General features: G+C 60.2%; 25 protein-coding genes and 1 tRNA gene. 11 read left to right on the forward strand and 15 right to left on the reverse strand.

The genetic code is table 11. From position 1 onward, the window contains the following. Window positions 1-67: 67 nt before the first annotated feature. Entirely contained in the window at window positions 68-451 is a 384-nt protein-coding gene (locus LHAB_RS11715) for a DUF2237 family protein (protein ID WP_090047926.1), read from the forward strand. Between the two features lie 64 nt (window positions 452-515). Here the strand turns inward: LHAB_RS11715 and LHAB_RS11720 are convergent. The 3 genes from LHAB_RS11720 to LHAB_RS11730 all read right to left on the reverse strand — a co-directional run bounded on the left by LHAB_RS11720 (window position 516) and on the right by LHAB_RS11730 (window position 3,861). Further along, window positions 516-592 (reverse strand) — tRNA-Val (locus LHAB_RS11720). Window positions 593-653: 61 nt separating this feature from the next. Further along, a complete protein-coding gene (locus LHAB_RS11725) occupies window positions 654-2,879 on the reverse strand; it encodes a RelA/SpoT family protein (protein WP_090047928.1) in 2,226 nt (741 codons plus the stop codon). 40 nt (window positions 2,880-2,919) lie between these two features. After that, on the reverse strand, window positions 2,920-3,861 hold the full coding sequence (locus LHAB_RS11730) for an alpha/beta fold hydrolase (protein ID WP_090046552.1): 942 nt from the start codon (window positions 3,859-3,861) through the stop codon (window positions 2,920-2,922). Window positions 3,862-3,962: 101 nt separating this feature from the next. On the opposite strand from LHAB_RS11730, the gene LHAB_RS11735 reads away from it, so the two are divergent. Genes LHAB_RS11735 through LHAB_RS11745 form a run of 3 tightly spaced genes read left to right on the forward strand, consistent with a single transcriptional unit; the run spans window position 3,963 to window position 6,851 of the window. Beyond that, on the forward strand, window positions 3,963-4,733 hold the full coding sequence (locus LHAB_RS11735; RefSeq protein WP_090046554.1) for a 3-hydroxybutyrate dehydrogenase: 771 nt from the start codon (window positions 3,963-3,965) through the stop codon (window positions 4,731-4,733). A 4-nt stretch (window positions 4,734-4,737) separates the two neighbouring features. Further along, entirely contained in the window at window positions 4,738-5,469 is a 732-nt protein-coding gene (ompR, locus tag LHAB_RS11740) for an osmolarity response regulator transcription factor OmpR (protein WP_090047929.1), read from the forward strand. Further along, entirely contained in the window at window positions 5,466-6,851 is a 1,386-nt protein-coding gene (locus LHAB_RS11745; RefSeq protein ID WP_090046556.1) for an ATP-binding protein, read from the forward strand. Before ompR ends, LHAB_RS11745 begins: the two co-directional genes overlap by 4 nt. Window positions 6,852-6,972: 121 nt before the next feature. Here LHAB_RS11745 and ispF read toward each other — a convergent pair whose 3' ends face one another. Together ispF and ispD are read right to left on the reverse strand one after the other, a co-directional pair. After that, a complete protein-coding gene (gene ispF, locus LHAB_RS11750) occupies window positions 6,973-7,452 on the reverse strand; it encodes a 2-C-methyl-D-erythritol 2,4-cyclodiphosphate synthase (RefSeq protein WP_090046558.1) in 480 nt (159 codons plus the stop codon). Continuing rightward, window positions 7,449-8,174: a 2-C-methyl-D-erythritol 4-phosphate cytidylyltransferase gene (gene ispD / locus LHAB_RS11755; RefSeq protein ID WP_090046560.1), complete on the reverse strand. Its 726-nt coding sequence runs from the start codon at window positions 8,172-8,174 to the stop codon at window positions 7,449-7,451. Before ispD ends, ispF begins: the two co-directional genes overlap by 4 nt. 184 nt (window positions 8,175-8,358) lie before the next feature. On the opposite strand from ispD, the gene mfd reads away from it, so the two are divergent. Continuing rightward, complete coding sequence (gene mfd, locus LHAB_RS11760) at window positions 8,359-11,853, forward strand: transcription-repair coupling factor (RefSeq protein ID WP_090046562.1); 3,495 nt, start codon at window positions 8,359-8,361, stop codon at window positions 11,851-11,853. A 32-nt stretch (window positions 11,854-11,885) separates the two neighbouring features. Continuing rightward, window positions 11,886-12,614 carry a phosphoserine phosphatase SerB gene (serB, locus tag LHAB_RS11765; RefSeq protein ID WP_090046564.1) on the forward strand — a complete coding sequence of 243 codons (729 nt, stop codon included), beginning with the start codon at window positions 11,886-11,888 and terminating at the stop codon, window positions 12,612-12,614. A gap of 42 nt (window positions 12,615-12,656) precedes the next feature. Here the strand turns inward: serB and LHAB_RS11770 are convergent, their stop codons facing one another. From LHAB_RS11770 to LHAB_RS11780, 3 genes are read right to left on the reverse strand one after another with little or no spacing between them, the layout of a single operon-like run. Continuing rightward, window positions 12,657-12,866, reverse strand: coding sequence for a DUF3820 family protein (locus LHAB_RS11770; RefSeq protein ID WP_090046565.1), 210 nt, complete (start codon window positions 12,864-12,866; stop codon window positions 12,657-12,659). A gap of 10 nt (window positions 12,867-12,876) precedes the next feature. Further along, window positions 12,877-13,680 carry an alpha/beta fold hydrolase gene (locus LHAB_RS11775; protein WP_090046567.1) on the reverse strand — a complete coding sequence of 268 codons (804 nt, stop codon included), beginning with the start codon at window positions 13,678-13,680 and terminating at the stop codon, window positions 12,877-12,879. A gap of 3 nt (window positions 13,681-13,683) precedes the next feature. After that, window positions 13,684-14,880 carry an aminotransferase-like domain-containing protein gene (locus LHAB_RS11780; protein WP_090046569.1) on the reverse strand — a complete coding sequence of 399 codons (1,197 nt, stop codon included), beginning with the start codon at window positions 14,878-14,880 and terminating at the stop codon, window positions 13,684-13,686. A 65-nt stretch (window positions 14,881-14,945) separates the two neighbouring features. Between LHAB_RS11780 and nth the strand changes: the two genes are divergently transcribed. From nth to LHAB_RS11805, 5 genes are all read left to right on the forward strand, one after another. Then, a complete protein-coding gene (nth, locus tag LHAB_RS11785; RefSeq protein WP_090046571.1) occupies window positions 14,946-15,578 on the forward strand; it encodes an endonuclease III in 633 nt (210 codons plus the stop codon). 183 nt (window positions 15,579-15,761) lie between these two features. Then, window positions 15,762-16,565 (forward strand): DUF3348 family protein, encoded by an 804-nt coding sequence (locus LHAB_RS11790; RefSeq protein WP_090046573.1) that lies wholly within the window; start codon window positions 15,762-15,764, stop codon window positions 16,563-16,565. Continuing rightward, complete coding sequence (locus LHAB_RS11795; RefSeq protein WP_090046575.1) at window positions 16,562-18,712, forward strand: DUF802 domain-containing protein; 2,151 nt, start codon at window positions 16,562-16,564, stop codon at window positions 18,710-18,712. The genes LHAB_RS11790 and LHAB_RS11795 overlap by 4 nt, the downstream gene beginning before the upstream one ends. Next, the gene (locus LHAB_RS11800) at window positions 18,712-19,377 is read left to right on the forward strand and encodes an OmpA family protein (protein WP_090046577.1); all 666 of its coding nucleotides are present in this window, start codon (window positions 18,712-18,714) and stop codon (window positions 19,375-19,377) included. Before LHAB_RS11795 ends, LHAB_RS11800 begins: the two co-directional genes overlap by 1 nt. After that, window positions 19,374-19,958: a DUF2894 domain-containing protein gene (locus tag LHAB_RS11805; RefSeq protein WP_090046579.1), complete on the forward strand. Its 585-nt coding sequence runs from the start codon at window positions 19,374-19,376 to the stop codon at window positions 19,956-19,958. Before LHAB_RS11800 ends, LHAB_RS11805 begins: the two co-directional genes overlap by 4 nt. Before the next feature lie 30 nt (window positions 19,959-19,988). On the opposite strand, the gene LHAB_RS11810 is transcribed toward LHAB_RS11805, so the two are convergent. From LHAB_RS11810 to LHAB_RS11840, 7 genes are read right to left on the reverse strand one after another with little or no spacing between them, the layout of a single operon-like run. Next, window positions 19,989-20,972, reverse strand: coding sequence for a TauD/TfdA family dioxygenase (locus tag LHAB_RS11810; RefSeq protein ID WP_090046581.1), 984 nt, complete (start codon window positions 20,970-20,972; stop codon window positions 19,989-19,991). A 38-nt stretch (window positions 20,973-21,010) separates the two neighbouring features. After that, window positions 21,011-21,253, reverse strand: a complete 243-nt coding sequence (locus LHAB_RS11815; protein WP_090046584.1) for a glutaredoxin family protein — start codon at window positions 21,251-21,253, stop codon at window positions 21,011-21,013. Between the two features lie 38 nt (window positions 21,254-21,291). After that, window positions 21,292-22,059, reverse strand: coding sequence for an ABC transporter ATP-binding protein (locus LHAB_RS11820; protein ID WP_090046586.1), 768 nt, complete (start codon window positions 22,057-22,059; stop codon window positions 21,292-21,294). Then, window positions 22,056-23,060, reverse strand: coding sequence for a FecCD family ABC transporter permease (locus LHAB_RS11825; protein WP_090046588.1), 1,005 nt, complete (start codon window positions 23,058-23,060; stop codon window positions 22,056-22,058). Before LHAB_RS11825 ends, LHAB_RS11820 begins: the two co-directional genes overlap by 4 nt. Next, window positions 23,057-23,935 (reverse strand): ABC transporter substrate-binding protein, encoded by an 879-nt coding sequence (locus LHAB_RS11830; RefSeq protein ID WP_228763420.1) that lies wholly within the window; start codon window positions 23,933-23,935, stop codon window positions 23,057-23,059. The genes LHAB_RS11825 and LHAB_RS11830 overlap by 4 nt, the downstream gene beginning before the upstream one ends. A 25-nt stretch (window positions 23,936-23,960) precedes the next feature. Further along, entirely contained in the window at window positions 23,961-24,773 is an 813-nt protein-coding gene (locus LHAB_RS11835) for an ABC transporter substrate-binding protein (RefSeq protein ID WP_090046590.1), read from the reverse strand. Between the two features lie 28 nt (window positions 24,774-24,801). Then, entirely contained in the window at window positions 24,802-26,910 is a 2,109-nt protein-coding gene (locus tag LHAB_RS11840) for a TonB-dependent receptor (protein ID WP_090046592.1), read from the reverse strand. Window positions 26,911-26,946: the final 36 nt, after the last annotated feature.

Consider the following 26,946-nt stretch of genomic DNA (forward strand, 5'->3'; position numbering starts at 1 on the left):
CCATCTCAAGCCCTGATTTTTTTAGGGCTCCAATCGGTCATTGGACGCTGACAAGGTCAAAAAAATCATGAGCGAAAACGCACGCAATGTCTTGGGGGAAGCGCTGGTCCCTTGTTCTTACGACCCTTTGACGGGGTACTACCGGGACGGCTGCTGCAACACAGACGACCACGACCAAGGCAGTCATGTGGTGTGCGCCAAAGTCACGCAAGAGTTTCTGGACTTTTCTGTGGCACGTGGCAACGACCTTGTGACACCGCGGCCCGAATACCGCTTTTCCGGATTGAAAGCGGGCGATCGTTGGTGCCTTTGCGCATTGCGATGGAAAGAAGCGTGGGACGCGGGTGTTGCACCGCCAGTGGTTTTGGAATGCACGCACGAGCGTGCACTTCGTTTTGTGACACTGGTGCAATTGCAGTCCTGCGCGCTCAAACCTGTGGGCAAGCCATAAATCCGCACAGACGAAAAAAAAGCACCGGGCGATAGCGCCAAGTGCTTGTTTTTCCTACCGAATTTGGTAGGCGCGACTAGATTCGAACTAGCGACCCCCACCATGTCAAGGTGGTGCTCTAACCAACTGAGCTACGCGCCTGCTAAGCCTTGAATTATAGCGGTAAAAATCGCCTTTTCAGACCGTTTTTCAATTGGGTGCTTTACCGCCTTCTTGCCGCCCTCACCCCTTTGAGGCCCCGCACTGTGCCCAATACCTTGCTCAGGCTGAGCGCATCGCCTATTTCCACCGTGAAGGTCATCCAGGCAGTGCCTTTGACGGACTGGGTCTGCACGCCGATCACGTTCATCTTCTCTTTGGCAAACACCTCGGAGATGTCCCGCAACAGGCCTTGCCGATCAAAGGCTTCCACAGCCACATCCACAGGATAAACGCTGGCATCGGTGCCCTTTTGTTCGCCCCAGCGCACCTCGATCACGCGCTCGGCGTGACGAGCAGCGAGTTCGCGCAAGTTGCTGCAGTCCTGGCGGTGGATGCTCACACCTTTGCCGCGTGTGACAAATCCACTGATCGCATCGGGTGGCGCGGGTTTGCAGCAGCGCGACAACTGTGTCAGCAAGGAATCCACCCCCACCACCAGAACGCCCGAGGGTGATTTGCGGGGCATCGCGCCCTTGAACTTCTTGTGAAGGTACTCGTCGGCTTCAGGCGCAGGCTCTGGCGGATTGAGCAAAACCTCGATGTTGCGCAGCGAATATTCGTCCTTGCCCACCACCTCAAACAGGCCATCGGCCGACTTGAAACCCAGCTGGCTAGCCAAGTCTTCCAAGCGAATGGCGGTGCGGCCCAAGCGCTGCAGAAATTTTTCGACCGCCTCGCGACCCCGAGCCACGGTTTCGGCAATGACCTGCGCATTGAACCAAGCCCTCACTTTGGCCCGTGCTCGGGGGCTGGCCAAAAAACCCAGCTCGGGATTGAGCCAGTCGCGCGAGGGGCCTCCTTCCTTGATGGCGGTGATCTCCACTGTCTGGCCATTGGCCAGTTGGGTGTTCAGCGGCACCATGGCCCCGTCCACCTTGGCGCCCCGGCAGCGGTGGCCGAGGTTGGTGTGGACTGTGTAAGCAAAGTCGATGGGGGTGGCCCCTTGTGGCAGCTCGACCACGGCCGCGTCGGGCGTCAGCACGTAAATGCGGTCATCAAACAGGCCGCTGCCTGGCGCACTGGCTTGAGCGGCCCCCGACAGGTCACGCTCCCAGGCCAGCAGCTGACGCAACACCGCAATTTTGGTGTCGTATTCGCTGGTGGCCGACACACCGGCATAACCTTTGGTTCCAGCCTCCTTGTAGGCCCAGTGAGCGGCCACCCCATGCTCGGCGTGGTCGTGCATGGTCTGTGTGCGTATTTGCACCTCGATCGGGCCGCCATCGGCATCGCGCACCACGGTGTGCAGCGACTGGTAGCCGTTGGTTTTGGGCTTGGCGATGTAGTCGTCAAATTCTTCGGCAATCGGCACGAAATGCTCGTGCACCCAGCTGAGCGCTTGGTAGCAATCGGCCACGCTGGGCACCACGATGCGCAATGCCCGAATGTCGAAAACGCGCTCAAAGGGCAGTGACTTGCCGCGCATTTTGCGCACGATGCTGTAGATGTGTTTGGGGCGCCCCTCAACCGAAGCCGCAATGCCCTGAGCGGCCAAGGCCTGCTGCAAGTGCTGCCGCAACGCCACCATGAAACGCTCGCGCTCGGTCCGTTTCTCATCCAACAGCTGCGCAATGCCCTTGTAGGTGGCCGGTTCCAGAAAACGGAAGGACAGGTCTTCCATCTCCCATTTGATCTGCCAAATGCCCAAACGGTTGGCCAGTGGCGCAAACACCTGCAGCGACTCGCTGGCCAAAGCAGCAGGCACGGGGCGCTTGGAGGCGGCGTAATGGCGCAGCGTTTGCAAACGTGAGGCCAGGCGCAGCATGACCACGCGCAAATCGCGGCTGAAGGCCAACAGCATCTTGCGCACGTTTTCGGTCTGGATTCGGGGGCTCAGCGGCGTGTTGTCTGGCCCATGGGAGCTCGATTCTGCTGCCCGTGACAGGCGCTGCACGTGCACCAACTGGTTGGTTTGCATGGCCAGTTGTGCCAAATGTGGGCCAAAGGCCTTGGCCATCACCTCTTCGGGCTTGTTCAGGTGTGGGCAGGCATAAACCAGATAACAGGCCGCCTGCATGGCCACCGAGCCGCCAATACCGGCCAAAATTTCAGCTGAGGCATCGGCATGTGCCAGGATGTTTTCACCTGTGTCCAGCGTTTCCCCGGCAATCAGGGGCTCGGCAAAAGCGCGGGCTTTGGCGAGGGTTTCGGCGAGTTCCGACGTTTCCGATGTAGCCAACACAACGGGCGGCAAATTCGGTGCGTGCAAGCGGCCCGAAGGGGTCATCGGGCTGGCAGCATGGCTGGAAGCGGGGCTGACCATGGGTCTAGTGATCCAACAAAAAATGAAGCACAACCGCGATCTGATCGTCGCCCGTCAAGGTGGGCGCATGACCGCACCCAGGCCAGGTGTCCAGCTTTGCACGGGGGCCGCGCAACGTCATCTGTGTAGCGGTTTCGGGCGTCAGCAGATCGGAGTCCTGTCCTCGAATCAAGAGGGTTTGGGCCTGGATCTGGTCGTACAAGGCCCACAAAGTGGCCTCGCCAGCGGCGGCGGCCTCGGGTGTCAGGCTCCGCACAGGCACACCGATGGCCGGGTCGTAGTGCAGGGTCAACTGGCCATCGGCGGTGGGGCGCGTCATGTGCGCCGACATCTCGCGCCAGACCTGCGGTAAAACGGGCCCAAAGCCTTGTGACAAGTCCCAAAGTGCCGCTGCGGCTTCATCAAGGTGGCGGTATTGGCCGTATTTCCCCACGTAGCCTTGCATGCGTTGAACCGAAGACCAAGTGATGGCCGGCCCCACATCGTTGAGGACCAGGCGACGGATGGGGCGAGGCAAAGGCAGGCCAGGCTGGCCGGCCAGCACCATGCCAATCAGGCCGCCCATGCTGGTGCCCACCCAATCGAGAGTTTCCACGGGCTTGTCTGCGCCCAATTGCACCTGAATCTGGCCCAGCATGGCCAGCATGTCCGCTGCGTATTGCGGAATTTGGTACAGCCCTGGATCGCTCAGCCATTCGCTTCGCCCGCGCCCCGCCACATCGGGGCAGAGGATTTGCAGGGGCTCGGGGCTTCGCGCCAACAAAGCCTGGGCCAAACGGTCAAAGTCGCGGCCCTGACGGGTCAAACCATGCACACACACCACCACCCGGCGGGCACTTGCCTCACCCCAGCGCCAAAAGGCCATGCGGTGCTGACCATCGGGGTGCGGGCAGGTGACCCATTCAAGCTGGGGGGATGTCTGGATGGCGTTGGGGGTGAGGGTCATGTCAATCGGAAACAATCTGAGGGGGCTGCCCGGCAATCCGGGCTTGGGCGGCGCGATAATGAACTTTTAAACATCCTAATTCATCTTTCGGAGGGTCAATCATGTTGCAAGGTAAAACAGCACTGGTCACAGGTTCAACCAGCGGCATCGGACTGGGCATTGCCAAGGCTTTGGCCAAGCAAGGTGCCAACATCGTGCTGAACGGCTTTGGCGATGCCGAAGGACCCAAGGCCGAGATCGCTGCTTTGGGCGTGAAAGTCGCCTACCACGGCGCCGACATGAGCAAAACGTCCGACATCGAAGCCATGATGAAGTTCGCTGCCGACACCTTTGGCCGGGTCGACATTCTGGTGAACAACGCTGGCATCCAACATGTGGCCAAGATCGAAGACTTTCCGGTCGAGCGCTGGGACGCCATCATTGCCATCAACTTGAGCAGTGCCTTCCATGCCACACGGTTGGCACTGCCCGCGATGAAGACCGCCAACTGGGGCCGCATCATCAACGTCGCTTCCATCCACGGCCTGGTCGGTTCTGCCGAAAAATCGGCTTATGTCGCAGCCAAACATGGTGTCGTGGGCCTGACCAAGGTCACGGCCTTGGAAAACGCCACCACAGGCGTGACCTGTAACGCCATTTGCCCAGGCTGGGTGCTGACACCGCTGGTGCAAAAGCAGGTGGACGCCAAGGCTGCGGCCATGGGCTTGTCCAACGAAGAGGCCAAAAAAGTCTTGCTCCAAGAGAAAGAGCCGTCCATGCAGTTCACCACGCCCGAAGAATTGGGCGAGTTGGCGGTGTTCTTTTGCTCAGCCGCTGGCAACAACGTGCGCGGCGCGGCCTGGAACATGGATGGCGGCTGGACCGCCCAGTGAAGCCATGAGCACATCGGCACGCCTGGACAAGGTCGTCATTGTTGACGATGACACACGCATCCGGGACCTCTTGCGCCGGTTTTTGTCGCAAGAGGGCTTTGACGTGTTGCTGGCCGAAGACGGACGCGCCCTTGACCGGATTTTGCAGCGCGAAACGATTGACCTGATCGTGCTCGACTTGATGCTGCCCGGCGAAGACGGCCTGCGCATCTGCCAACGGCTGCGGGCTGCGGGCGTCAAGACGCCGGTCATCATGCTGACAGCCAAGGTTGAAGACGTGGACCGCATCACGGGCCTGGAAACAGGGGCCGACGACTATCTGGGCAAACCCTTCAACCCGCGCGAGTTGCTGGCCCGGATTCACGCTGTTCTGCGCCGCAGACCCCAGGGCGAGGTGCCCGGTGGACCTTCCAGTGGCGACCACAGGGCCATTGAGTTTGGTGCTTTCTCCCTCGACTTGGGCACCCGTTGCCTGACCAAAAATGGGCAAGACATGCCCTTGACGAGCGGCGAATTTGCCATGCTCAAGGCCTTGGCGCGGCACCCGAAGCAGCCGTTGACACGCGACAAACTGGCGCAGCTGGCCCGTGGCCGCGAGTTCGAGCCTTTTGACCGGAGTCTGGATGTCCAGATTTCCAGGCTGCGCAAAATGATCGAGGTCGACCCTGCATCGCCCAAAATCATCCAGACCGTTTGGGGCGTGGGGTACGTGTTTGTGCCTGATGGACAGCCGTGAAGCCAACGGAAACCGCATTGCCCGAAGGTGCCGAACCTGAAAAGTTGCCACCCAGGCTCCAGTTGAGCCTCTTTTGGCGGACTTTCTTTTTGTTGGCATTGCTGATCCTGTTCAGCAGCCTGGCCTGGCTGCAAATGTTTCGGACCCAAGAGTACGAGCCGCGCATCCTGCGCAATGCCCATCAAATTGCCACCGTCGTCAATTTGACCAAGACCGCCTTGGTGCACACCGATGCCATCGCACGGGTCTCCTTGCTCAAAATGTTGGCCGACGAGGAAGATGTCAGCATCCAGTTGCGTGAGCCCACAGACCTGATCCGGCCCTTTGGCGATTCGGACATGGAAAGCCGACTGGTCCAAGAAATGGTCAAGCGTCTTGGTCCCGACACGGTGATCGCTTCACGCGTGAACAACACAAGCGGGCTGTGGGTGGGCTTCAAGATCGAAAGAGACAGCTACTGGTTGCAAATGGACCCCGAACGGCTTCGACCTTTGGGGGGCTCGGCTTGGCTGATCTGGCTGGCTGTCACGCTGGCGCTGTCTTTGTCGGGCGCGGCTTTGATGGCTGGCCTGATCAATCGTCCCCTCAAACGCCTGTCTTTTGCGGCCAGCCAAGTGCGCGAGGGGCACTTCAACACCTCGACATTGGACGAAGACGCCGCCACCAGCGAAATTCGCGAGGTCAACATTGGCTTTAACCGCATGGCCGAGCGCCTGGCCAAAATCGAGCAAGAGCGGGCCTTGATGCTGGCCGGCATCTCGCACGACCTGCGCACGCCTTTGGCCCGCTTGCGCCTGGAGACCGAGCTGAGCGTGTCAGACCTCGAGACCCGCGATTTGATGGCGGCCGACATTGCGCAGCTGGACGCCATCATCGACAAATTCCTCGATTACGCCAGGCCTGAGCCCACCGAGCTGGGCCCGGTCTTGTTGTCTGGCCTGATCAGCCGGTGCATCGCGCCTTGGCGCCACAACCCACGCATCGACATCCGAGTGGACGTGGCAGAAGACCTCCAAGTCAAGGCCGAAAAAGTGGAGTTGTCACGGGTGCTGTCCAACCTGCTTGAAAACGCCAGCCGCTACGGACAAAGCCCCAGCGATGGCATCACACGGGTCGAAATCGTCGCCCGGGTGCATGAAGGCTGGGTGTTGTTGCGCGTGCGCGATCAAGGCCCGGGTGTGTCCGACGAGGCGCTGAAAAACCTGACGCAACCGTTTTTCAGGGGCGATGCGGCCAGAACCTCCGCCACCGGCTCAGGCTTGGGCTTGGCCATCGTGGAGCGCTCGGTGCAACGCATGGGGGGGACTTTTTCGGTATTCAACAACAGTGCCGGCGGCTTGATGGCCCTGATGAAGTTCCGGCAAGCGCAAAACGAGGCTTGAGCCACACTGGGCATTCGGCCGCAGGGGCGGTCCCCCACAGGGAAGAAACTGCTGGCTGTGGAGGGGCATGTGGGAGCGAGCCCCTTTTCGCGCATGTGGGATCGCCTGTGGATCGTGGTGATCAATCCATTTTCAGCAAAACCACGGCACGCGCTTCCATGCTTTGGCCCATCCCCACGGGCCCGAGTTTTTCGGCCGTTTTGGCCTTCACATTCACCAGATCGGCTGGCACACCCAAGGCCTTGGCCACCCCTGCGTTGATGGCCGCCATGTGCGATGCCAGCTTGGGGGCCTGTGCCACGATGGTGCTGTCCACATTGACCAGTTCCCAGCCTTTCGCGCGCACCCGGCGCATGGCTTCTTGCAAAAGCAGCGATGAATCTGCCCCTTTGAATTGCGTCTCCGTGTCCGGAAAATGTCGCCCAATATCGCCCAAACCGGCAGCGCCCAGCACCGCATCGGTGATGGCGTGCAACAGCACATCGGCGTCAGAGTGCCCCAGCAGGCCTGAGGTGTGTGGGATCTCCACCCCGCCCAAAATCAGCTTGCGACCGGGCACCAAGGCGTGCACGTCCCAGCCTTCGCCAATGCGGATGTTCATGTTCTGCCTTTCAAAACCACCTCGGCAAACGCAAAGTCGGCCGGGTAAGTGACTTTCATATTCTGGACCGAGCCGGGCACAAGCCGTGGTGACAGGCCCAGGCGCTCCATGGCGCTCGACTCGTCGGTGATGCCGGCAAACCCTGTGGCAGCTGCATCAGCCAGGGCGGCATGCAAGGCCCCCACGCGGAACATCTGCGGGGTTTGCGCCAACCATTTGTCCTCACGCGTCACGGTGCTGGCAACGCGGGCGATCCGGTCGTCGAGGGTTTGCGATTTCAAAGTGTCGGACAGCGGCAAAGCCAAAAGGCCACCCACCAGGTCATCTTGGCAAGCTTCGATCAAGGCGGTCACTGCATCGGGCGTGATCAGGCAACGTGCTGCGTCGTGCACCAGCACCCAATCTTGAGCGGACACGCCCGACTGCAACATGGCGCACAAGCCATTGAACACGCTTTCGGCGCGGGTCGAGCCGCCACAGGCCACACGCCTGAAATGCGCAGGCCACGCAACTTCAGGCCATTCAAACCCATCGCCCGGCGACAGGATCACCCAGCCACTGGTCAGCTGCGGCAACAGCGCCAGTGCATGCAAGGTGTGCATGACCATCGGCTGCCCAGCCACAAGTTGGTATTGCTTAGGGACAGGTGTGCCCGCGCGGCTGCCTGTGCCGGCACAAGGCATCAGGGCGTGAAACCGTGGATCGTCTGAAGTGGATGACATGGCGCTTGATTGTAGAGCTCGGACCCACAAACGCCCAACACAGAGACGACAAGCGACCTTGGCCGATGCCCTTGGCCCTTCAGGGGGCTATGCCGCAACGCTTTTACAATGAGAGCGTCTGATCTTTTCTTCACCCCCCTCCTTTTTTGGCGGGGGGTGTTTTGCTTTTTCCATCGCCCCCGCCATGCAACTGCCCAGCCTCATTTCCGGCAAACGATTCACCCTGCCCCGCCCTGCCGGATCGGCCGATGCCGTGTTGCTGGCCCAATTGGCCGAGCGTGAAAAGAAAGCGGGCAAGCTCATCGCCATCGTCACAGCCGACGCCGCTGACGCCCAGCGCCTGATGGAAGAGTTGGTGTTTTTTGCCCCCGATCTGCGTTGCGTGATCTTTCCAGACTGGGAAACCTTGCCCTACGACACCTTTTCACCGCACCAGGACCTGATCTCGGAGCGCTTGGCCACGCTTTGGCGCATCCAGCAGCGCAACCACCCCGAGAGCGCCGATGTGGTGCTGGTGCCCGCCACCACGGCCCTTTACCGGCTGGCGCCGCCGTCCTTTTTGGCGGGCTACACCTTTGAATTCAAGGTCAAGCAAAAGCTCGACGATGCACAGCTCAAAGCCCAGTTGACCTTGGCCGGCTACTCGCACGTCAGCCAAGTGGTCAGCCCCGGCGAGTACGCGGTGCGCGGGGGCTTGATCGACCTCTTTCCCATGGGCTCGCTCGTGCCCTACCGGGTGGATTTGTTCGACGACGAGATCGACTCGATTCGCACCTTTGACCCTGACAGCCAGCGCAGCCTCTACCCTGTGCCCGAGGTGCGACTGCTTCCCGGACGTGAATTCCCCATGGACGAGGCGGCCCGTGCGCGTTTTCGCAGCCGCTGGCGTGAACTGCTCGAGGGCGACCCGACCAAAAGCCGCATCTACAAAGACATGGGCAACGGCGTGGCCACGGCGGGCATCGAGTATTACTTGCCGCTGTTTTTTGAAAACACCGCCACGGTGTTTGATTACTTGGGCGCGGGGCAAGCGAATGCGGCCACCGTGGTTCTGCATGGCGATCTGGAACCGGCCTTCCAGCGCTTTTGGCAAGACACCCGCGACCGCTACCGCCTGGTTCAGGGCGATCCCGAGCGGCCCGTGCTGCCGCCAGATGCTTTGTTTTTGAGCGCTGAGCAGTTCTACACATTGACCAACGGCCATGCCCAGTTGGCCCTGCGCCCAGGCACCGCCGATGTGAGCGACAACACCCTCGCCCAGCCCTTGCCCGAGTTGACGGTGGTGCGCGGGGCCGAAGATCCGCTGGCCAGGTTACAAGCGCACATCCTCAGCAGCACCAGCCGGGTGCTGATTCTGGCGGAGAGCGATGGCCGCCGTGAAAGTCTGTTGGACTTCGTGCGATCCAGCGGCCTCACGCCGCCTGTGTTTGACAGCCTGCAGGAGTTTTTGGCCAGTGACGAAAAAGTTGGCATGGCAACCGCCGCATTGGTCAGCGGCTTCCACTGGTTCGAGCACAACATCGACCTGGTCACCGAAACCGAACTTTTCGCTGCGGGCCCGACCACGCGCCGGCGGAAAAAACAAGAGCAGGTCAGCGACGTTGAGGCGCTCATCAAGGACTTGAGCGAGTTGAACGTGGGCGACCCGGTGGTCCACAGTGCCCACGGCATCGGCCGTTACCGGGGCCTGATCAACATGGACATGGGCCAGAAAAACGAGGACGGCACGCCTGCCTTGCAAGAGTTTTTGCACCTGGAATATGCCGACCAAGCCACGCTTTATGTGCCCGTGAGCCAGCTGCAACTGATCGGCCGCTACACGGGCGTGAGCGCCGACGAGGCACCCCTGCACAAGCTGGGCTCTGGCCAATGGGAAAAAGCCAAACGCCGTGCCGCCGAGCAGGTGCGCGACGCTGCCGCCGAACTGCTCAACATCTACGCCCGACGCGCGGCCCGGGAAGGCCATCCTTTCCGCTACAGCCCACAAGATTACGAGACGTTTGCCAACGACTTTGGTTTTGAAGAAACCGCAGACCAAAAAGCCGCCATCCACTGCGTCATCCAAGACATGATCAGCCCCCGCCCCATGGACCGCTTGGTCTGTGGTGATGTGGGTTTTGGCAAGACCGAGGTCGCGCTGCGGGCCGCTTTTGTGGCCGTCACGGGGGGTAAGCAAGTGGCGATTCTGGCCCCCACCACGCTGCTGGCCGAGCAGCACTACCAAACGCTCAAAGACCGTTTTGCCAAATGGCCTGTCAAGGTGGCCGAAGTCTCGCGCTTCAGGTCGGGCAAAGAAGTCACCGCCGCCCTCAAAGGCATTGCAGATGGCACGGTGGACATTGTGGTGGGCACGCACAAATTGCTCAGCGAATCCACCAAGTTCCACGACCTGGGTTTGCTCATCATCGACGAGGAGCACCGCTTTGGTGTACGTCACAAGGAGGCCATGAAAGCCCTGCGCGCCGAGGTCGATGTGCTCACCCTCACCGCCACGCCCATTCCCCGTACCATGGGCATGGCACTGGAGGGCCTGCGCGATCTGAGCGTGATCGCCACCGCGCCCCAACGCCGTCTGGCCATCAAGACCTTTGTGCGCAACGAAGGCACGGGTGTGATCCGCGAGGCGGTGTTGCGCGAGCTCAAGCGCGGCGGCCAGTGCTACTTTTTGCACAACGAAGTCGAGACCATCGAAAATCGTCGGCAAAAGCTCGAAGAAATCCTGCCCGAAGCCCGCATCGCCGTGGCCCACGGCCAAATGCCCGAGCGGGAACTGGAGCGCGTGATGCGCGACTTTGTGGCCCAGCGTTACAACATCTTGCTGTGCTCGACCATCATCGAGACCGGCATCGACGTGCCCACGGCCAACACCATCGTGATCTCTCGCGCCGACAAGTTTGGCCTGGCGCAGCTGCACCAGTTGCGCGGGCGCGTGGGCCGCTCGCATCACCAAGCCTATGCTTATTTGATGGTGCCCGAAATCGAAGGCCTGACCAAGCAAGCCGCCCAGCGGCTCGATGCCATCCAGCAAATGGAAGAATTGGGCAGTGGCTTTTATTTGGCCATGCACGACCTGGAAATTCGGGGTGCGGGCGAGGTGCTGGGCGAAAACCAGAGCGGTAACATGCTCGAAGTGGGCTTTCAGCTCTACAACGAAATGCTGTCCGAAGCCGTGCGCTGCTTGAAGGCGGGCAAAGAGCCCGATCTCCTCAGTCCGCTGTCGGTCACCACCGACATCAACCTGCATGCCCCCGCCCTGCTGCCCAACGACTACTGCGGCGATGTGCATCTGCGCCTGAGCTTTTACAAAAAACTGGCCACCGCCAAAACCAACGAACAGATCGACGCTCTCTTGGAAGAACTGGTGGACCGCTTTGGCAAGTTGCCCCCGCAAGCACAAACCTTGGTGGACGTGCACCGCCTGCGCGTGCTGACCCAGCCCTATGGCGTGATCAAGGTCGACGCCTCGCCGGGCGTCATCCAGATCACCTTCAAACCCAACCCGCCTGTGGACCCCATGGCCATCATTGGCCTGATCCAGAAAAACAAACACATCAAGCTGGCGGGCAACGACAAAATCCGCATCGAACGCGAACTGCCGGATCCCAAGGCGCGGGCGCAGATGGTGCGGGATGTGCTGCGGAGTTTGGGACAACCCAAGACCGAAACGGCTGTTGCCTGAACCCCTCCAACGATCTTCGATAATCTTGCTCCATGACCACCGCCACCGCCTCCCCCACCGAGTTTGCCCCCGGCCTTGCCATTCAGGGCTTCAACGCCCCGCTTTCTTTGTCCCAGTTCAAGCTGATCGCGTTTGACATGGACTCCACGCTCATCAGCATCGAGTGCATTGACGAGATCGCCGATGCCGTGGGCCGCAAGGCTGAGGTGGCCGCCATCACCGAAGCGGCCATGCGCGGCGAGATCACCGACTTCAAAGAAAGCCTGCGTCGCCGCCTGGCCCTGCTCCAGGGCGTGACGCTGGCTGACATGGAGCGCGTGTACACGGAGCGTCTGAAGATCAACCCCGGCGCAGCCGAGCTGATCGTGGCTTGCCAGAGGGCGGGCATGAAGGTGCTGTTGGTCTCGGGCGGCTTCACTTTCTTTGCCGACCGCGTCAAAGAGCGCCTGAACATCGACTTTGCCCGTTCCAACCGTCTCGAGGTGGTGAACGGTGAACTCACAGGCAAGCTGGTCATGCAAAGCTGGGGCGATATTTGTGATGGGGCCGAGAAACGCAGAACGGTGCTGGAAATGGCCTCGTTGATGGGCATTGAGCCGCATCAATGCATCGCTGTCGGGGACGGTGCCAACGATTTGCCCATGATGGGCGCTGCGGGCTTGTCGGTGGCCTACCATGCCAAACCCAAGGTTCGGGAGCAGGCCATGGTGGCGATCAACCAAGGTGGTCTAGACCGATTGCTGGAAGTCGTCAGGCCCTGAGTTTGGTTTTTGTGGGATGCTACCCCTGCAGCCGAATGGGGGTCAGCGGCGCAGGGGCTTGAGCAGGTCGCTCAAACCGTTGTGGTCGATCTCTTGCATCAGGCGCAGCAGTTGCCCGATTTCACCTTTGGGAAAGCCTTCACGGGCAAACCAGTTCAGGTAATTGCCAGGCAAGTCGGCGATCAGTGTGCCCTTGTGCTTGCCAAAGGGCATGGGCATGGTGACCAGCTTCGTCAGGTCTTCGGGTTTCATGGCCTCGCCCTCACACCCCGCCCCAGAGCCATTCACGCACGCGTGCATGAAACGCCTCGGGCCGGGAGATCATGACCCAATGCCCGCAAGGCAAACCTTGCACCGCGCTGCCGGGGGCCGCAGCGACTTTCTCCAGCCACGAGGCCGAATGGAACATGAAGGGTTTGCGCTCGCCGTAAACAAACAAGAGCGGCATGGGCAACTGGATTTGCGCCGCGCCCTTGAAGCCACCCGCCGTGCCGAACCACTGCATGGCGTAGGGGTAGTTCATCTTGTGGGTGATGGTGGCCGGGTCGGTGGGGCAGCGCAGCCAGCGGGCCATGGCTCGGGTCATGCGGGTGCCCAGACTGCCGCCAATTTTCCACGCCAAGGCCAGCCAGACCTGATAGCCCATCACCGACAGCTTTTCCTTGACGCCCCAACTGCGCAACAAGGCACCCGAGTTGTGGTCGCCCACGTCCACCGCCACCACGCGGGCTACCCGATCGGGATGGCGCATGGCGAATTCGTAGCCAAAAATGCAGCCCCAGTCGTGCAGCATCAGAGTCACGGGTTTGTCCGGGCTGATGCGGTCCACAATCTGGCGCAGCAGTTGGCACATGTCGTCCAGACTGGTGGCCGAGGGGCCTGACTCAAAGCCCGGCAGCGTCAGGCGTGCACAGATGGCGCGGTCTTGCAAAGCCGCCACGGTGCCGTCCCACAGGGCCCGTGTGTCGGGCCAGCCGTGCAGCATCAAGATAACCTCGTCACCCTGCCCTTGCAGCCAAACTTCGGTGCCGTTGACGTCGATGCACAGCTCGGAACTGGCCGCCATGGTTTACAAAGCCTTGGCAAGGCGCGAGACACCTTCGAGGATCTTGTCTTCGCCCACGGTGGCAAAGCTCAGGCGGAAGGTGGCGTGGTCGGGGTTGGCGCAAAAGAACGGCGTGCCCGGCACAAAGGCCACACCCTGCTCGATGGCGCGTTTGGCGTACACATTGCCGTCGTTCACCTTGCCGCCAGCACCGGTGAGGCGCGCCCAGACGAACAAACCACCCTGGGGTTGCACAAACTCGATTGCATCACCCAATTCCCGGCGCAGCGCATCGCCCATGGTTTGGGCCCGCTGGGCATACACCGCACGCACTTTGTCCAAGGTGGCGGGCATGCGACCGGCCTTCAAATACTGAGCCGCGGTGGCCTGGGCAAAGGTGCTGGTGTGCGCGTCACTGAACTGTTTGCACATCGTGGCTTTGCCCAACAGCTCGGCGGGGGCCACCATCCAGCCCACGCGCAAGCCGGGCGACAGCACTTTGGACAGAGACCCACAATGCACCAGAAGCTCGCGGCTGCCGGGCACGGATGCACTCATGGCCAGCAGGCTGGGCGGCGGCGCTTCGCCAAAATACAAATCACCATAAGGGTCGTCTTCCAAAATCAGAGTTTGGTGTTTGACCGCCATCTCCAGCACCTTTTTGCGGCGCTCGGCGCTGAGCAAGGCGCCGCTCGGGTTGCCAAAGGTGGGGATCAAATACACAAACTTCGGCTTGTGCTCGGCGATCAGTTTTTCCAGTTCTTCGGTCTTGACGCCGTGGCCGTCCACCGGGGCGCTGATGAGTTCAGCCCCATACAAACGGAAGCACTGGATGGTGGCCAGAAAGGTGGGGCCTTCCACGATCACCTTGTCGCCGGGGCTGATCATGGTTTTGCCGATCAAATCCAGCCCCTGCTGGCTGCCAGTGGTCACGATCAGCTGGTCTGCGGTCACGTCTTGGGCACCCTTTTGGGCCATGAAGTGGGCCAGTTGCTCACGCAGCGGGCCAAAGCCTTCGGTCGCGCCATATTGCAATGCTGCGCCGGGGTCCTGGCTCAAGGCCGCGTTGCTGGCTTCGCGGATGCCGTCCACGTCGAACATGGCGCTGTCGGGAAAGCCGCCCGCAAAACTGATGATGCCGGGCTTGCCCAGGAGCTTGAACAGCTCACGGATGGCGGAGGTTTCGACGTTGTTCAGGCGATCGGCAAATTGCAAAGGCATGGTGTATCTTCCCGTGTTGACTTGGCCGTCATTTTGCCAACATCTGCACACCTACTTTTATCCCCATGAAACCCGCTCAGATCGAATCCTTCTTTGCCACGCTGCAAGCCGCCAACCCCATGCCTGTGACCGAGCTGGAATACACCAGTGTCTTTGAGCTGCTGGCCGCTGTGCTGCTGTCGGCACAGGCCACCGACGTGGGGGTCAACAAGGCCACGCGCAAGTTGTTCCCGGTGGCGGGCACGCCGCAAAAAATCCTGGACTTGGGTCTGGCGGGGCTCGAGAGTTACATCAAAACGATTGGCTTGTACCGCAGCAAAGCCAAACACTTGATGGAAACCTGCCGCATTTTGGTGGAGCAGCACGGCGGCCAAGTGCCCCGAAGCCGCGAAGAACTCGAAGCCCTGCCCGGCGTGGGACGCAAAACCGCCAATGTGGTGCTGAACTCGGCGTTTGGCGAAGCGACCATGGCGGTGGACACGCACATCTTCCGCATGGGCAACCGCACGGGCCTGGCCCCGGGCAAAACGCCCTTGGCGGTGGAGCTCAAGCTGCTCAAACGCATCCCAGCCAAGTACCTGGTGGACGCCCACCACTGGTTGATCTTGCACGGGCGCTATGTGTGCCAAGCGCGCAAACCGCTGTGCGGGCAGTGCGCTGTGGCGGCGTTTTGCGATTTCAAGTCCAAAACACCCTGATTGCAGGTCGGAAATTGACTTCTTTGTGACTCACAAGTTGTCCTTTCTGCTCTCATGAAGCCCTGCTAGCACAGGTAAAATCGTGGCCTCTGCCCTGCTGGGCAGACCCTTGACGGTTGGCCTTATGCCGCCGTTGCCTCAAGCGCCAGCTGCGCTGCTTCTCGAACCCATTCCGACCTGCCCATGACGCGAGCCCTGCCGCGTGCCCACTTCAACAGCTCCCGTCTGACGCGTTTTCTGACCGAGAACGCCATTATCGATGCCGCCCCTGTGGCGGACGATGTGGGGCAAAAGTTGGGCGATTGGCTGAACTTTCGCCAAGCGATTGCCTTGCACGGCGTGCTCAACCCCGAGCTCCAGCCTGCTGCGCCCCAGCCAGCACACCTGCGGCGCTCGGGTGTGATGACCGCCGAGGCCTTGTCCCGGCATGTGGACAAAGTGCGCGCCCAACTCGAACAATCCATCGCCCAAGGCGCGCCCAGCGGTTCGGGGATGACGCGCATCGACATGCCCCCCGCAGAACTGGACGAACCCATCGAGCCGAAAACGGCGTTTGAGCCCTATCGCCGTTTTTATGCTGCCCACCAGCGCCAAATGGAAGCGTCCCTGCAGACCTTGCGCTCGCAAGTGCGGGGTCAGCTGAGCAAAAGTACGCCCAGCTTGCAACAACTGGCCACGCTCGATGCGGCTTTTGAAAACATCTTGAGCGAGCGCGAAGCGCTTTGTCTGGGCAAAGTGGCCAAGCTGCACGAAAAACGCTTTGCGCAAGCACTTAAAAAACACATCCAACAAATCAGCAGTCCACAAGCCGAGGCCACAGCCGAAGGAGCCGAAGCACCGTCCGCCACCGTAGTGAGCCCTTTGCCTTGGCTCTTGCCCTTTCGCCAAGCCATGCGCAACGCTTTGTTGGCCGAGCTGGACACCCGACTGCAACCCGTGTTGGGCCTTGTTGAAGCCTTCAACCAATACACCCCAAAAGAACAATGAATCGCTATTCCTTTCACTTCGCCTTCGCACTGGGCGCATTGGCCGTCGTCTGGGTGGCGGCCGCAGTCGCCGCCTCACACTTGTTGGTCTTGGGCATGGCGGCTGTCATTGGCGCGGTTTATGTGTTCGGCGCGATGGAGCTGCGTCAATACCACGCTGCCACGGCTGCCCTGAACCAATCGCTTGCCGACATTCCACAAGATTTACAAAACCTCAGCGATTGGCTGATCACCTTGCCCGCAGGCTTGCAAAACCCTATTCGCCAACGTGTGGAAGGTGAGCGCATCGCCCTGCCTGGCCCGGCTCTGACGCCTTATTTGGTGGGTTTGTTGGTCATGCTGGGCATGCTCGGAACGTTTTTGGGCATGGTGGTCACGCTCAATGGCGCGGTGTTTGCGTTGGAAGGCTCCACCAACATCGCGGGCATTCGGTCGGCGTTTTCCGAACCCATCAAGGGACTGGGGCTGGCGTTTGGCACCTCGGTTGCCGGGGTGGCTACGTCAGCCATGCTGGGGCTGATGAGCAGCTTGGTGCGCCGCGAACGCGCACAAGCCACCCAGGTGCTGGACACGCTGACAGCGACCACGCTGCGCGGATTTTCTTTGGTGCACCAACGGCAAGAAACCTTCAAGGCCCTGCAGCTGCAATCCCAAGCATTGCCGCAAGTCGTGCAGCAACTGCAGACCCTGATGTTGCAAATGGCCCAAACCAGCCAGCAGATGAACGAGCGTTTGATGGCCAATCAGGAAAGTTTTCACGCACAAGTGCACACGGCCTACACGGGGCTGGCGCAATCGGTTGACCAATCGCTACAAACCAGTTTGAGCCAAAGCATGCAACTGGCCAGCGACAGCATCCGCCCTGTGGTGCAAGCCACCATGGCGCAACTGAGCGAGCAGGCCCAGAGCATGAACGAGCGCCTGCTGCTCAACACGCAGCAGCAACTGAGCGAGCTTCACACCCAAATGGCGGCCACCACTGCTGCCGTAGCGCACACCAGCGCAGAAACGCTGACACGCCACGAACAAGCCAGCACCCACATGACGGAACGTGTCGGCCAGACCTTGGAAGCGTTCAGCCAGAATTTCGAACTCAGCGCCAAATCGCTGGTCGACCAAGTCACTGCCGCCCAGACGCAGCAACTGACCCTGCAGAGCAGTGCTGACCAGCATCGCCTGCATGCTTGGCAAGCCTCGCTGACACAAATGGCCAGCGAACTGCACAACCAGTGGCAGGCCTCAGGGTCGCAGACTTTGGCACAGCAGCAAGCCATTTGCGATACCCTGAGCCGCACGGCACAAGAGATCACCGCCCACACACAAACCCAAGCCACGCAAACCTTGGCAGAAATCACACGCCTGATGGCCAGCACCGAGGCCCTGATGCGCGAGCGCATCGCCTCTGAGGCGCAGTGGACCGCTGGCCACCAAGAGCGCGCCCAAGCGCTCACCAACGTGCTGCGCCAAGAGCTGTCGGCCCTGCGGGATGCTGAAGACGCACGCGGTCAGACCGCTGTGGCCCGACTGGGGGAACTGCAAACCGCTGTGACCACCCACCTGACCACACTGGGCACCGCGCTCGAAGAGCCGATCACCCGCCTGATCGAAACTGCCTCCGAAGCGCCCAAGGCCGCAGCCGAAGTCATTGGCCAGCTGCGTCAAGAAATATCGGTCAGCGTGGCGCGCGACAACGCCTTGCTCGAAGAGCGCACCCGCATTCTGGGCACGCTCAGCACTTTGCTGGACGCGATCAACCACGCCTCGACCGAGCAACGCGGCGTGATCGACGCCATGGTCACGGCAAGTCAGGCGTCCCTGCAACAGACCAGTGGCCAGTTCCACGAACAGGTGGCAGCCGAGACCAGCAAGCTGGGCGACATAGCAGCGCAGGTCACGGCCAGTGCCGTGGATGTGGCCAGCCTCGGTGAAACCTTTGGCTTTGCCGTACGCAACTTCAGCGAAACCAATGAAAAACTCATGGCCAACTTGCAGCGGATCGAGCAAGCGATCGAGAAATCCATGACGCGCAGCGATGAACAGCTGGCCTATTACGTGGCGCAAGCCCGTGAAATGATCGACCTGAGCATTGGCAGCCAGAAAGACGTGCTGGAAGCCCTGCAACAGCGCCAGGCCGAAGGAGCTGCTTGATGCTCGAACTGGAAGCCGAAAGCGAATCCACCACCCCGACGTGGATCTCCTTTGCCGATCTGATGACCGGTCTCTTGGGCGCGTTTGTGCTGCTGCTGGTGGGCGTGATGGCAGCACAGTTGGACATGGCCTCCAAGCTGGAGGACGAGGTGCAAAAGCGCCAAATCGAAGAAAAAAAACGCCTGTCGCTGGAACAGGCGTTGGCTGGCCCGCTGGCCAGTGGGCGCATCACCTTGAACAACGGGCGCATCGGCATCAGCGGCAAACTCTTGTTCGAACTGAACTCGGACAAGCTCGAACCCGAAGGCCGTCAATTGCTCAACAGCCTGGTGCTGCCCTTGCGAAGCTACCTGCAAACGCGAGACGAGATGCTGATGGTCAGTGGCTTTACTGACGACAAAGCCGTCGGTAGCCGCAACCGCCAGTTTGCTGACAACTGGGAACTGTCAGCTCAGCGAGCACTGACGGTGACGCGCACCCTGATCGAAGAAGGCATGCCCTCCTCTTTGCTGTTTGCCGCCGCCTTTGGCCAGGAACAACCTTTGGTGGCCAACACCAATGAGAAGGCTCGCGCCCAAAACCGCCGGGTAGAAATGGCACCGGTGCCCAAGGCGGCCAACGCCGCCCAGGCGACGGGCGTGAAACCAGACACGACCAAGCCATGAACGAAGCCGCACCCACGCTGCCTGATCTGGACGCCATGCGGGCGGCGGGTGCAGCGCGGGTGGATGCGGTGGGCTGGCATTACATCGAAACATTGGCCAAGCGATCGCAAGCGCAATCGGGTCCTGCGCGGTTTTTGCTGCACGCCAAGCTGCAAGAAGCGGTGCAGCGATTCAATGCCCGCATGACCACGGCGGCTCACCCCCAAGGCCACCCCGAACCCTTGCCCTCCCCCTTGGCCACGCTTTTGAATGACATGGGGTCAAAATCGGTGCCGCAAGGGTCAGGCAGATCGGCAGGATGGCCGTCCGAAAACCCGCGCATTCAAGCCTTTAAAAAGCAGTTGGGCCAGATCAGCGTGCAAAAGCAGGTCACCCAGGCCATGGCCCAAGCGCCACAAAACGCAGGCCCCATCAACTCTCACATGTTGGTGCTGCGCTCGCTGGGGCTGATGCGCGATATTTCACCGGACTACCTCAACCGGTTCATGGCGCATGTGGACACACTGCGGTGTTTGGAAGAAGCGGGCAAGGTCAAATTGACGCCCAAAAAAACCGCGCCCGCAGCTAAACCCCGTTCATAAGCAGCCCACAACGCCGATTGGCATGGGCGTTCAGGCGATGGCCGCAGGTGCCGGGAAACCGTTGCGCCCCGGAAACTCGGGCGCCAAAGTCCGCGCATTGGGCATCTTGACCCACAAGCGCAGCATCTTGCGGTTGAGTTCGTGCACGCCGTGGTCTTCAAACCCATTGCGCGAGTGCAGCACGGCGTAATTGTTGGCAAACTGCAAGTCACCGGGCTCGAGCATCATGCTCAGACGGAAATCTTCGCGGTGCATGATCTCATCGAACAGATCAAGCGCCTCGATTTCAACTTTCGACAAAGGCAAGTTGCGGATTTCATGCCCCAACTCGATGTACTGGCGCAGGTAGCGGCAACTGAGCTTGCCCTCGTGGTGGCTGAAGATGGGCGACAGGCTGGGCAGGTCTTCGCACAGGTGCGAAAAATACCAAGTTCGGTAGTACAGGCCCAGGTACTCGGGGTGCTTGTGCAGGATCTCGTTGTAGATGGCCGCCACACTCACCAAAGAACTCAATCCACCTTGTTTGGCTTTGCGGATACACAACAGGCCCACGACGTCTGATGGGTCGGAGTGGTATGGCAGGTACAGGTTGGTTTCGTAGACGCGGGTGGTTTTCTTCGACACATCGCCCACATTCATGACCAGGCCCAGCAGGTCGCCCTTGGGGTTCTGGCGAACGGGCACGCCCATGTGCAGGCCAATGCCGTAATAAATGATGTGAATGTCTTCTTCGCTGTAGCGCTCAACAGGCAAGCCCCGCAGCACCAAAAAGCCCCGACCGTTTTCCAACTCGTCGCTGTGGCTTTTCAGGACCTGCACCCAGTCCCCGATCGGGAAGTCTTCGCGACCAAAATTCGGAAACGTCAGCCCTTTGGCCTTGACATGGGCCAGCGCCGCGTCAAGGGTCGCCAACACTTCAGGGCTCAAAACATGTACCCAAGTAGTGTTCCCGACCATGTCGGCACCCTTCCAGACCGCTGGCCCGGTGATGGCTTGTTTCATGATCAGGCTCATGGCGATTCCTTGAACGTGGACACAGCCACAAAAATGTTTCAGCGGGCCAATTGAACCAAGGCGGCTTGCAAACCCGCCAAACCACCCACGCGCTGGTCGTTGATGAAGATTTGGGGCATTTGGCGCACCGACGGGCCACATTTTTCGTAAAAGGCCATGCGTTCGGCTTCGCCGTCGATTTTGATTTCTTCAAAGGCCAATGACTTGGACTTGAGCACCATCTTGGCGGATTCGCACTGCGGGCAGGCGGACTTGGAGTAAACGACGATTTTGAGTTCCATGGCTGAGATTCTAGCCATGGCCATGCCCGCAGCAGGCATCAAGCCAAGCGGGGCAGCACTACCCACTGCCCATCGAGTTCGTGGATGCGGATTCGTTGGTCAAATACCGCCTCGATGGCGGCGTGCGTGGCCGCATCGCAGCCTGCACCGTGGTGCACCACCTGACCTTCGCGCATGACCACGATGTCGTCGGCATGCAGCGCCATGCCGATTTCGTGCAGCACGCTGACCACCGTGGTGCCCTGCGCCAAGAGGCAGTGGACCTGCTCCAACCAATCCACTTGGTGCGGCGGGTCCAGATTGGCCAAGGGCTCGTCCATCAGCATGGTGGGCGCGTTGCTCGCCATGGCGCGGGCCAGCAGCACGCGTTGGCGCTCGCCGCCTGACAATTCGCCCAGCATGCGCTCGCGCCAGTCCCAGGCCTGTGTGGCTTTGAGTGCAGCTTCCACCATCTTCGCGTCTTGCGCCGATGGCGCAGCCAGCCAGCTTTGGTGTGGCATGCGGCCCAGCATAGCCACGTCCCACACACTCAAGTCGAGCGTGCTGGCTTCGCCCTGCCCCAGCCAGGACAGTTGCAAGGCCCTTTGCTGTCGGGTGAGCGATGCCAGCGGCTGGCCCTGCCAGAGCACTTGCCCGTTGTGCGGCAACAATCCCGCCAGCGCCTTGAGCAAGCTCGATTTGCCTGCACCATTGGGTCCGACCACGCAGGTCCAGCGGCCCGCCGCGATCTGTAGGTCAATGTCTTGCAGGACCAGGCGGCCACCCAACTCGGCGCTCAGTTGACGGGTTTGCAGCGCGGCGCTCATGAGCGCGCTCCCATGTCGGCGTCGCGGTACACGCGCCAGAGCAAATAGCCTCCGCCCAGCACCGCCGTCAGCACCCCCACAGGCAGCTCTTGCGGCGCCAACAGTACGCGGGCCATCACATCGGCCAGCACCAGCAAAGCCCCGCCCATCAAGGCCGACAAAAGCAAGCGCCAGCCGTGTGTGCAGCGCACAAGCGAGCGCACCAAATGCGGTGCGGCCAAGCCGACAAAAGCGATCAGACCGATGTGCGCCACCGCCGCCCCTGTGGCCAATGAAACCACGCCCACCAGTACCATGCGGGCCAGTGGCAGCGGCACGCCCAGACTTTGCGCGGTGGCTTCGCCCAAACTCAATGCGTCGAGCACGCGGGCAAACACCCAGGCCAGCGCCACGCACAGGGCCAGAATAGCCGCCATCGTGGCGCAAGCGCTCCAGCTGACAAAAGCGGTCGAGCCCAGCATGAAGCCCTGCATGGCCTGCAACACCTGCGGCTGCAGCAGCGAGATCAAAGACGTGACCGCCCCCAAAACCACGCCCACCACAATCCCTGCCAACAACAGGCGCTGGGTTTGCTCTACACCACGCGCCAGCAGCAATGTGAGTAGCACCGCCAACACCGCGCCCACAAAAGCCGCACCTGTCAGGCCCAAGCCCAGCCAAGTGTTCATGGCCCAGGCACTGCCACCCCACAAACTCAAATACACGCCAACGCCAAGCGACGCGCCCGAAGCACTGCCCAGCAAATACGGATCGGCCAGCGGGTTGCGAAACAGCCCCTGCGCCACCGCGCCGGCCAGCCCCAACAAAGCCCCGCCGAGCCAAGCGCCTAGACTGCGCGGCAAACGGATGTCCCAGACGATCTGGCGCGACACCGGATCGGCCCCTGCCGTCCACCAGGCCTGCCAGCCCTGACTGCCTGCGGCAGTGCCGAGCATGACCAAGGACAGACCCACGGCCAAGAGCAGCAGCGCCCAGCGCGATGCATGGCTCTGGGTGTTCACCGCTGCACTCCAATGTCGGCTTGGGCCGCTGCGCGGTTCAGACAGTCGGCCATCAACTGAGCGCCCTCGGCCATGCGTGGGCCTGCTCGCATCAACATGTCCGACTCATCCTGCTTGAACACGCACAGGCGCTGCCCTTGCATGGCCCGCAAGCGGCTCCAGCCCGGGCGCTGCAACATGCTGGCGCGGCTGCTGTCGCCCGCCATGATCACGTGGGGCTGGGCTTGCACCACCCACTCGGGGTTGACCTGTGGAAAGGGCCCCAAGGCGGCAGGCAAGATGTTGGCCACGCCCATTCGCGTGAGCGTCTCGCCCATGAAGGACGACTCGCTTGCGCCATAGGGTGCGGGGCTCACCTCAAAATAAACCCGCTGTTGCCGCGCGGCTGGGCTGAGCGATTGCACCGCGGCCTGCACGCCCGCCTGAATGCCTTGCCAAGCTCGGTCACTGTCTGCGGCAGACACATGCAGCGCTTGCGCCACCGTGCGCCAAACGCGCTGCGCATCGGCGTGGTTGCGAGGCTCCAGGCGCAGCACGTTCAATCCCAAGGCCTGCAAGCGGTCCGCGCCTCGGGTAGAGCCCGCAGCCAGCACCAGGTCGGGCTTGAGCGCGACGATGCTCTCGATGTTCGGGTCCAGCCCACCGCCCACACGCGGCACAGCTTTGACCGACTCGGGCCAATTGGAATATCGGTCCAGCCCCACGAGTCGGTGACATTGCTTCAGAGCACACACGGTTTCGGTCAGGGACGGCAGCAGACTCACGATGCGCTGTGGAGGCTGTGCGATCTCCACTTTTTGCTGGCGGTCGTCGAACACGGTCACAGCGGCTTGAGCAAGCTGCGCGGACACCCATAAGGCCCCAATCAGGGCCATGGATTGTGCCCAGGCTCTCAATAGCTCAGCCATGCAGCGCATCCCACTGGCTGAAGATGCGGTGCATCTGCGCCACGCCGTCCGTGAGCGCGGCAGGTCCGGGCTGCAAAATGTCGGCCGATTTGATTTCAAAAATCTGCCCAGTGCGCACAGCAGGCACGTCTTGCCAACCGGGCCTGGCCGCGACTTTTTCCGGGCGAAACTTCTTGCCGCACAACGAGCCGATGATGATGTCGGGCGCGCGCTCGACGATGGTTTGGCCGCTGGGGATGATCCGGTCGCGCCCCATGGATTGCAGTGCCAACTCAGGAAATATGTCGTCCCCTCCCGCAATGCCCATCAACTCAGAGACCCAGCGGATGGTACTCATGTGGGGTTCGTCCCATTCCTCAAAATACACCCGAGGCCGGCGCTTGAAACCAGCCGCCTTTTGGGTGATGGCGTCCAGCTCAGCGCGCATGCGCGACAAATGGGCCATACCCTGCTCTGCCTCGCCCACCATCGCGGCCACTTGGTAAAGCACCGAAAAAATCTCGTTCACACTGCGCTGGTTGAACACCGTGACCTGAACGCCTGCTTTGATGAGCAAAGAGGCGATGTCGGCCTGCAAGTCTGAAAACCCGAACACGCAGTCAGGCTTGAGGGCCAGGATCTTGTCGATCTTGGCGGTTAAAAAAGCACTGACTTTGGGCTTTTCTTCCCGAGCCCGGCGCGGACGCACCGTGTAACCCGAGATGCCCACGATGCGCGCCTTCTGCCCCAACAAATAGAGCCACTCCGTGGTCTCTTCGGTGAGACAAACGATGCGTTGGGGGCCCATTGGGTGACCGGAGTTCATGAGTGGTGAGGGAAATTGTCCACGGGCATCAAAAAGCATAACGCCCTGTCAACCTGAAGCTGCGACCCGGGTTGGGGTACACGGTCAGGTTGAATGGGGAGGTGTAACTCGATTTGTAGATACCGGTGTCGCTGTATTTCTTGTCGGTCAGGTTGATGATCGCGGCCACCAAAGACCAGTTTTTTTCTCTGTAGAAATAGGACACATCGACCACAGCATAAGCGGGCACTTTGGCCTGACTGTTTTCAAAATCACCCGACATGTACCGACTTTGGGCCCAACGTGTGGTGAATGTCAGTTGGTCCTTCACACCCAGCTGGTAGTCCAAAGACAGGTTACCCGATAGAGCGGAGACACCGGGCATCTTTTTCCCCGCATAAGTGCCCTCGACAAATCGGGCATGGATGTACTGGAGATGGGTCCTCAGTGAGATGGCTTTCGAGAAGGCCCATTTCTGGCTGAAATTCACGCCCTCCCTGCGGGTGGGGTCGTAGTTGACGTTGCAAGGGTATCCGCATCCCGAAGGGTCGTACCCAATCTCATTCTTCACGTCGCTTCGGAAGAAATTGGCCATTGTGGTGACTGCACCTGATTGGTAATTCAGGCCGATGTCGATGTCGCTTGAGGTCTGAACCTTCAAAGGAATGGGATCGGGCGCATAAAGCACATTGCTGTTGTCATCCGCATTGGCCACACGGAAATTTCGCCCCACCCTCAAATAGCCTGTCAAGTTGGGCTGGAAATTCTTGGTGTACTCGAACTCACTGGCATGCGTTGTCCCATCGGCATTCAATGTGCTTGGGCCGAAACCGTAATCGACGGTCCGAGATTGAGAGTAACTTTCTCTTCTGTATCCCAAAACCATTTTGTCGTTGACCGTGACATCCAAAATATTCCTGAAATACAAGCCCTTGGACCGATGGTCTATCTGGTAAGTATTTCCACCCGCATCAGCCCCCGCGTTGCCACACAAGGACGTGAGTGACTGGCTGCTGCAACCAAATGTCAGGAAAGCTTGGCCATTTTTACTGGTTTTGAGCCAGTCAAAGCCCATTTGAAGCACATTGTTGGTCACCAAAAAATGGTTGATTTTGACCCGTGGGCTAGCGGAGTGTGTATCCGCTTGACTGCTGGTGTTTCCATAGGACTGGCGCCAGTCATCGTAGTGGTAGCCAGAGAAAACGTCATAGGCGTCATAACTGTAGGCATCGCTGTTTTTTCTAGATCGCTTGTTCAGATCTATGGCGAACTGAACATTTTGAAGGGTCCATTTCCCAAACAAAGTGAGCGAACGGGCGTCAACATTGGCATCCCAGTCGTAGTCCGGCACCTGGGTTTCGCGGGGACTGCTTTGGAGCAAAATCAATGGCAATGCGCCCGGCAAATTATTTCTCTCTCGGCTGGCAAAGAATCTCGCACCGATATCGGTTTGCGCATCGATTTTCTTGACCCAATTGGTCCCAGCAGAAAATTCAGTTCCTTTTGAATTTTTCCGGAAATTATCACTGGCGTACTGACGCGCAAAAAGGCTTAACTCGCTGTTTTCGAGAGGCTGTGAGTGGTAGAGACCCGACTGGTAACCGGCATAACTGGCCAGGCCCCCAGTGATCACCGTCAAACGGCCCATGTTCTTGCGTGTCACGATGTTGATGGTGCCCGTGTTGGCGCCATCGCCGTACAAAACACTGTTGCCGGTCTTCGTGATTTCAATGTGGTCAATTGCTTCGAGAGGAATCATCGAAGTTCGGGCCATGCTTTGATCATTTTCTGACAGACGGACGCCATCGAGTAACACCACGATGTTGTTGGATGCCGTTTCGCCGAATCCCTTCATATCGATGACCGCATTGGAACTTCCGTCGAGGTTGAGCCTGACAGGTAGACCCGCAACCCTGGACAGCACTTCAGAAAAATTGCTGGCGCCACTTTTTAGAATGTCAGCGGCGGTCACGATACTGATGTGTGGCAACGCATCGGTCAATTTCTCTTCAAAGCGAGAGGCATAAACCGTGATTGAAGGTAAGCTTGACGAAGGGCCGATATTGGCATCTTGCGTGGGCATGGACTGAGCGATAGCCGCTTGGCTGGCAAGCAGAAACGACAAAGCGACGGCCAATGAGGACAATGGTGTGAACATGAAAAACCAACAAGTCAAACGCCCTCACCGCCTTCC

The organism is Limnohabitans sp. 2KL-27 (assembly GCF_001269345.1).
In the GTDB taxonomy this organism is placed as follows: domain Bacteria; phylum Pseudomonadota; class Gammaproteobacteria; order Burkholderiales; family Burkholderiaceae_C; genus Limnohabitans_A.

Coding starts and splice junctions, on each gene's coding strand:
- LHAB_RS11775 (WP_090046567.1), bottom strand. CDS start 13,680: ATGGCGGCCAGTTCCGAGCTGTGCATCGACGTCAACGGCACCGAAGTT.
- LHAB_RS11810 (WP_090046581.1), bottom strand. CDS start 20,972: ATGAGCCTGATCATGAAACAAGCCATCACCGGGCCAGCGGTCTGGAAG.
- LHAB_RS11840 (WP_090046592.1), bottom strand. CDS start 26,910: ATGTTCACACCATTGTCCTCATTGGCCGTCGCTTTGTCGTTTCTGCTT.
- LHAB_RS11725 (WP_090047928.1), bottom strand. CDS start 2,879: ATGACCCCTTCGGGCCGCTTGCACGCACCGAATTTGCCGCCCGTTGTG.
- LHAB_RS11820 (WP_090046586.1), bottom strand. CDS start 22,059: ATGAGCGCCGCGCTGCAAACCCGTCAACTGAGCGCCGAGTTGGGTGGC.
- LHAB_RS11780 (WP_090046569.1), bottom strand. CDS start 14,880: ATGCCTTTGCAATTTGCCGATCGCCTGAACAACGTCGAAACCTCCGCC.
- ompR (WP_090047929.1), top strand. CDS start 4,738: ATGAGCACATCGGCACGCCTGGACAAGGTCGTCATTGTTGACGATGAC.
- LHAB_RS11770 (WP_090046565.1), bottom strand. CDS start 12,866: ATGAAACCCGAAGACCTGACGAAGCTGGTCACCATGCCCATGCCCTTT.
- LHAB_RS11715 (WP_090047926.1), top strand. CDS start 68: ATGAGCGAAAACGCACGCAATGTCTTGGGGGAAGCGCTGGTCCCTTGT.
- nth (WP_090046571.1), top strand. CDS start 14,946: ATGAAACCCGCTCAGATCGAATCCTTCTTTGCCACGCTGCAAGCCGCC.
- LHAB_RS11815 (WP_090046584.1), bottom strand. CDS start 21,253: ATGGAACTCAAAATCGTCGTTTACTCCAAGTCCGCCTGCCCGCAGTGC.
- ispF (WP_090046558.1), bottom strand. CDS start 7,452: ATGAACATCCGCATTGGCGAAGGCTGGGACGTGCACGCCTTGGTGCCC.
- LHAB_RS11835 (WP_090046590.1), bottom strand. CDS start 24,773: ATGAACTCCGGTCACCCAATGGGCCCCCAACGCATCGTTTGTCTCACC.
- LHAB_RS11730 (WP_090046552.1), bottom strand. CDS start 3,861: ATGACCCTCACCCCCAACGCCATCCAGACATCCCCCCAGCTTGAATGG.
- mfd (WP_090046562.1), top strand. CDS start 8,359: ATGCAACTGCCCAGCCTCATTTCCGGCAAACGATTCACCCTGCCCCGC.
- LHAB_RS11795 (WP_090046575.1), top strand. CDS start 16,562: ATGAATCGCTATTCCTTTCACTTCGCCTTCGCACTGGGCGCATTGGCC.
- LHAB_RS11790 (WP_090046573.1), top strand. CDS start 15,762: ATGACGCGAGCCCTGCCGCGTGCCCACTTCAACAGCTCCCGTCTGACG.
- serB (WP_090046564.1), top strand. CDS start 11,886: ATGACCACCGCCACCGCCTCCCCCACCGAGTTTGCCCCCGGCCTTGCC.
- LHAB_RS11735 (WP_090046554.1), top strand. CDS start 3,963: ATGTTGCAAGGTAAAACAGCACTGGTCACAGGTTCAACCAGCGGCATC.
- LHAB_RS11805 (WP_090046579.1), top strand. CDS start 19,374: ATGAACGAAGCCGCACCCACGCTGCCTGATCTGGACGCCATGCGGGCG.
- LHAB_RS11830 (WP_228763420.1), bottom strand. CDS start 23,935: ATGGCCCTGATTGGGGCCTTATGGGTGTCCGCGCAGCTTGCTCAAGCC.
- ispD (WP_090046560.1), bottom strand. CDS start 8,174: ATGTCATCCACTTCAGACGATCCACGGTTTCACGCCCTGATGCCTTGT.
- LHAB_RS11800 (WP_090046577.1), top strand. CDS start 18,712: ATGCTCGAACTGGAAGCCGAAAGCGAATCCACCACCCCGACGTGGATC.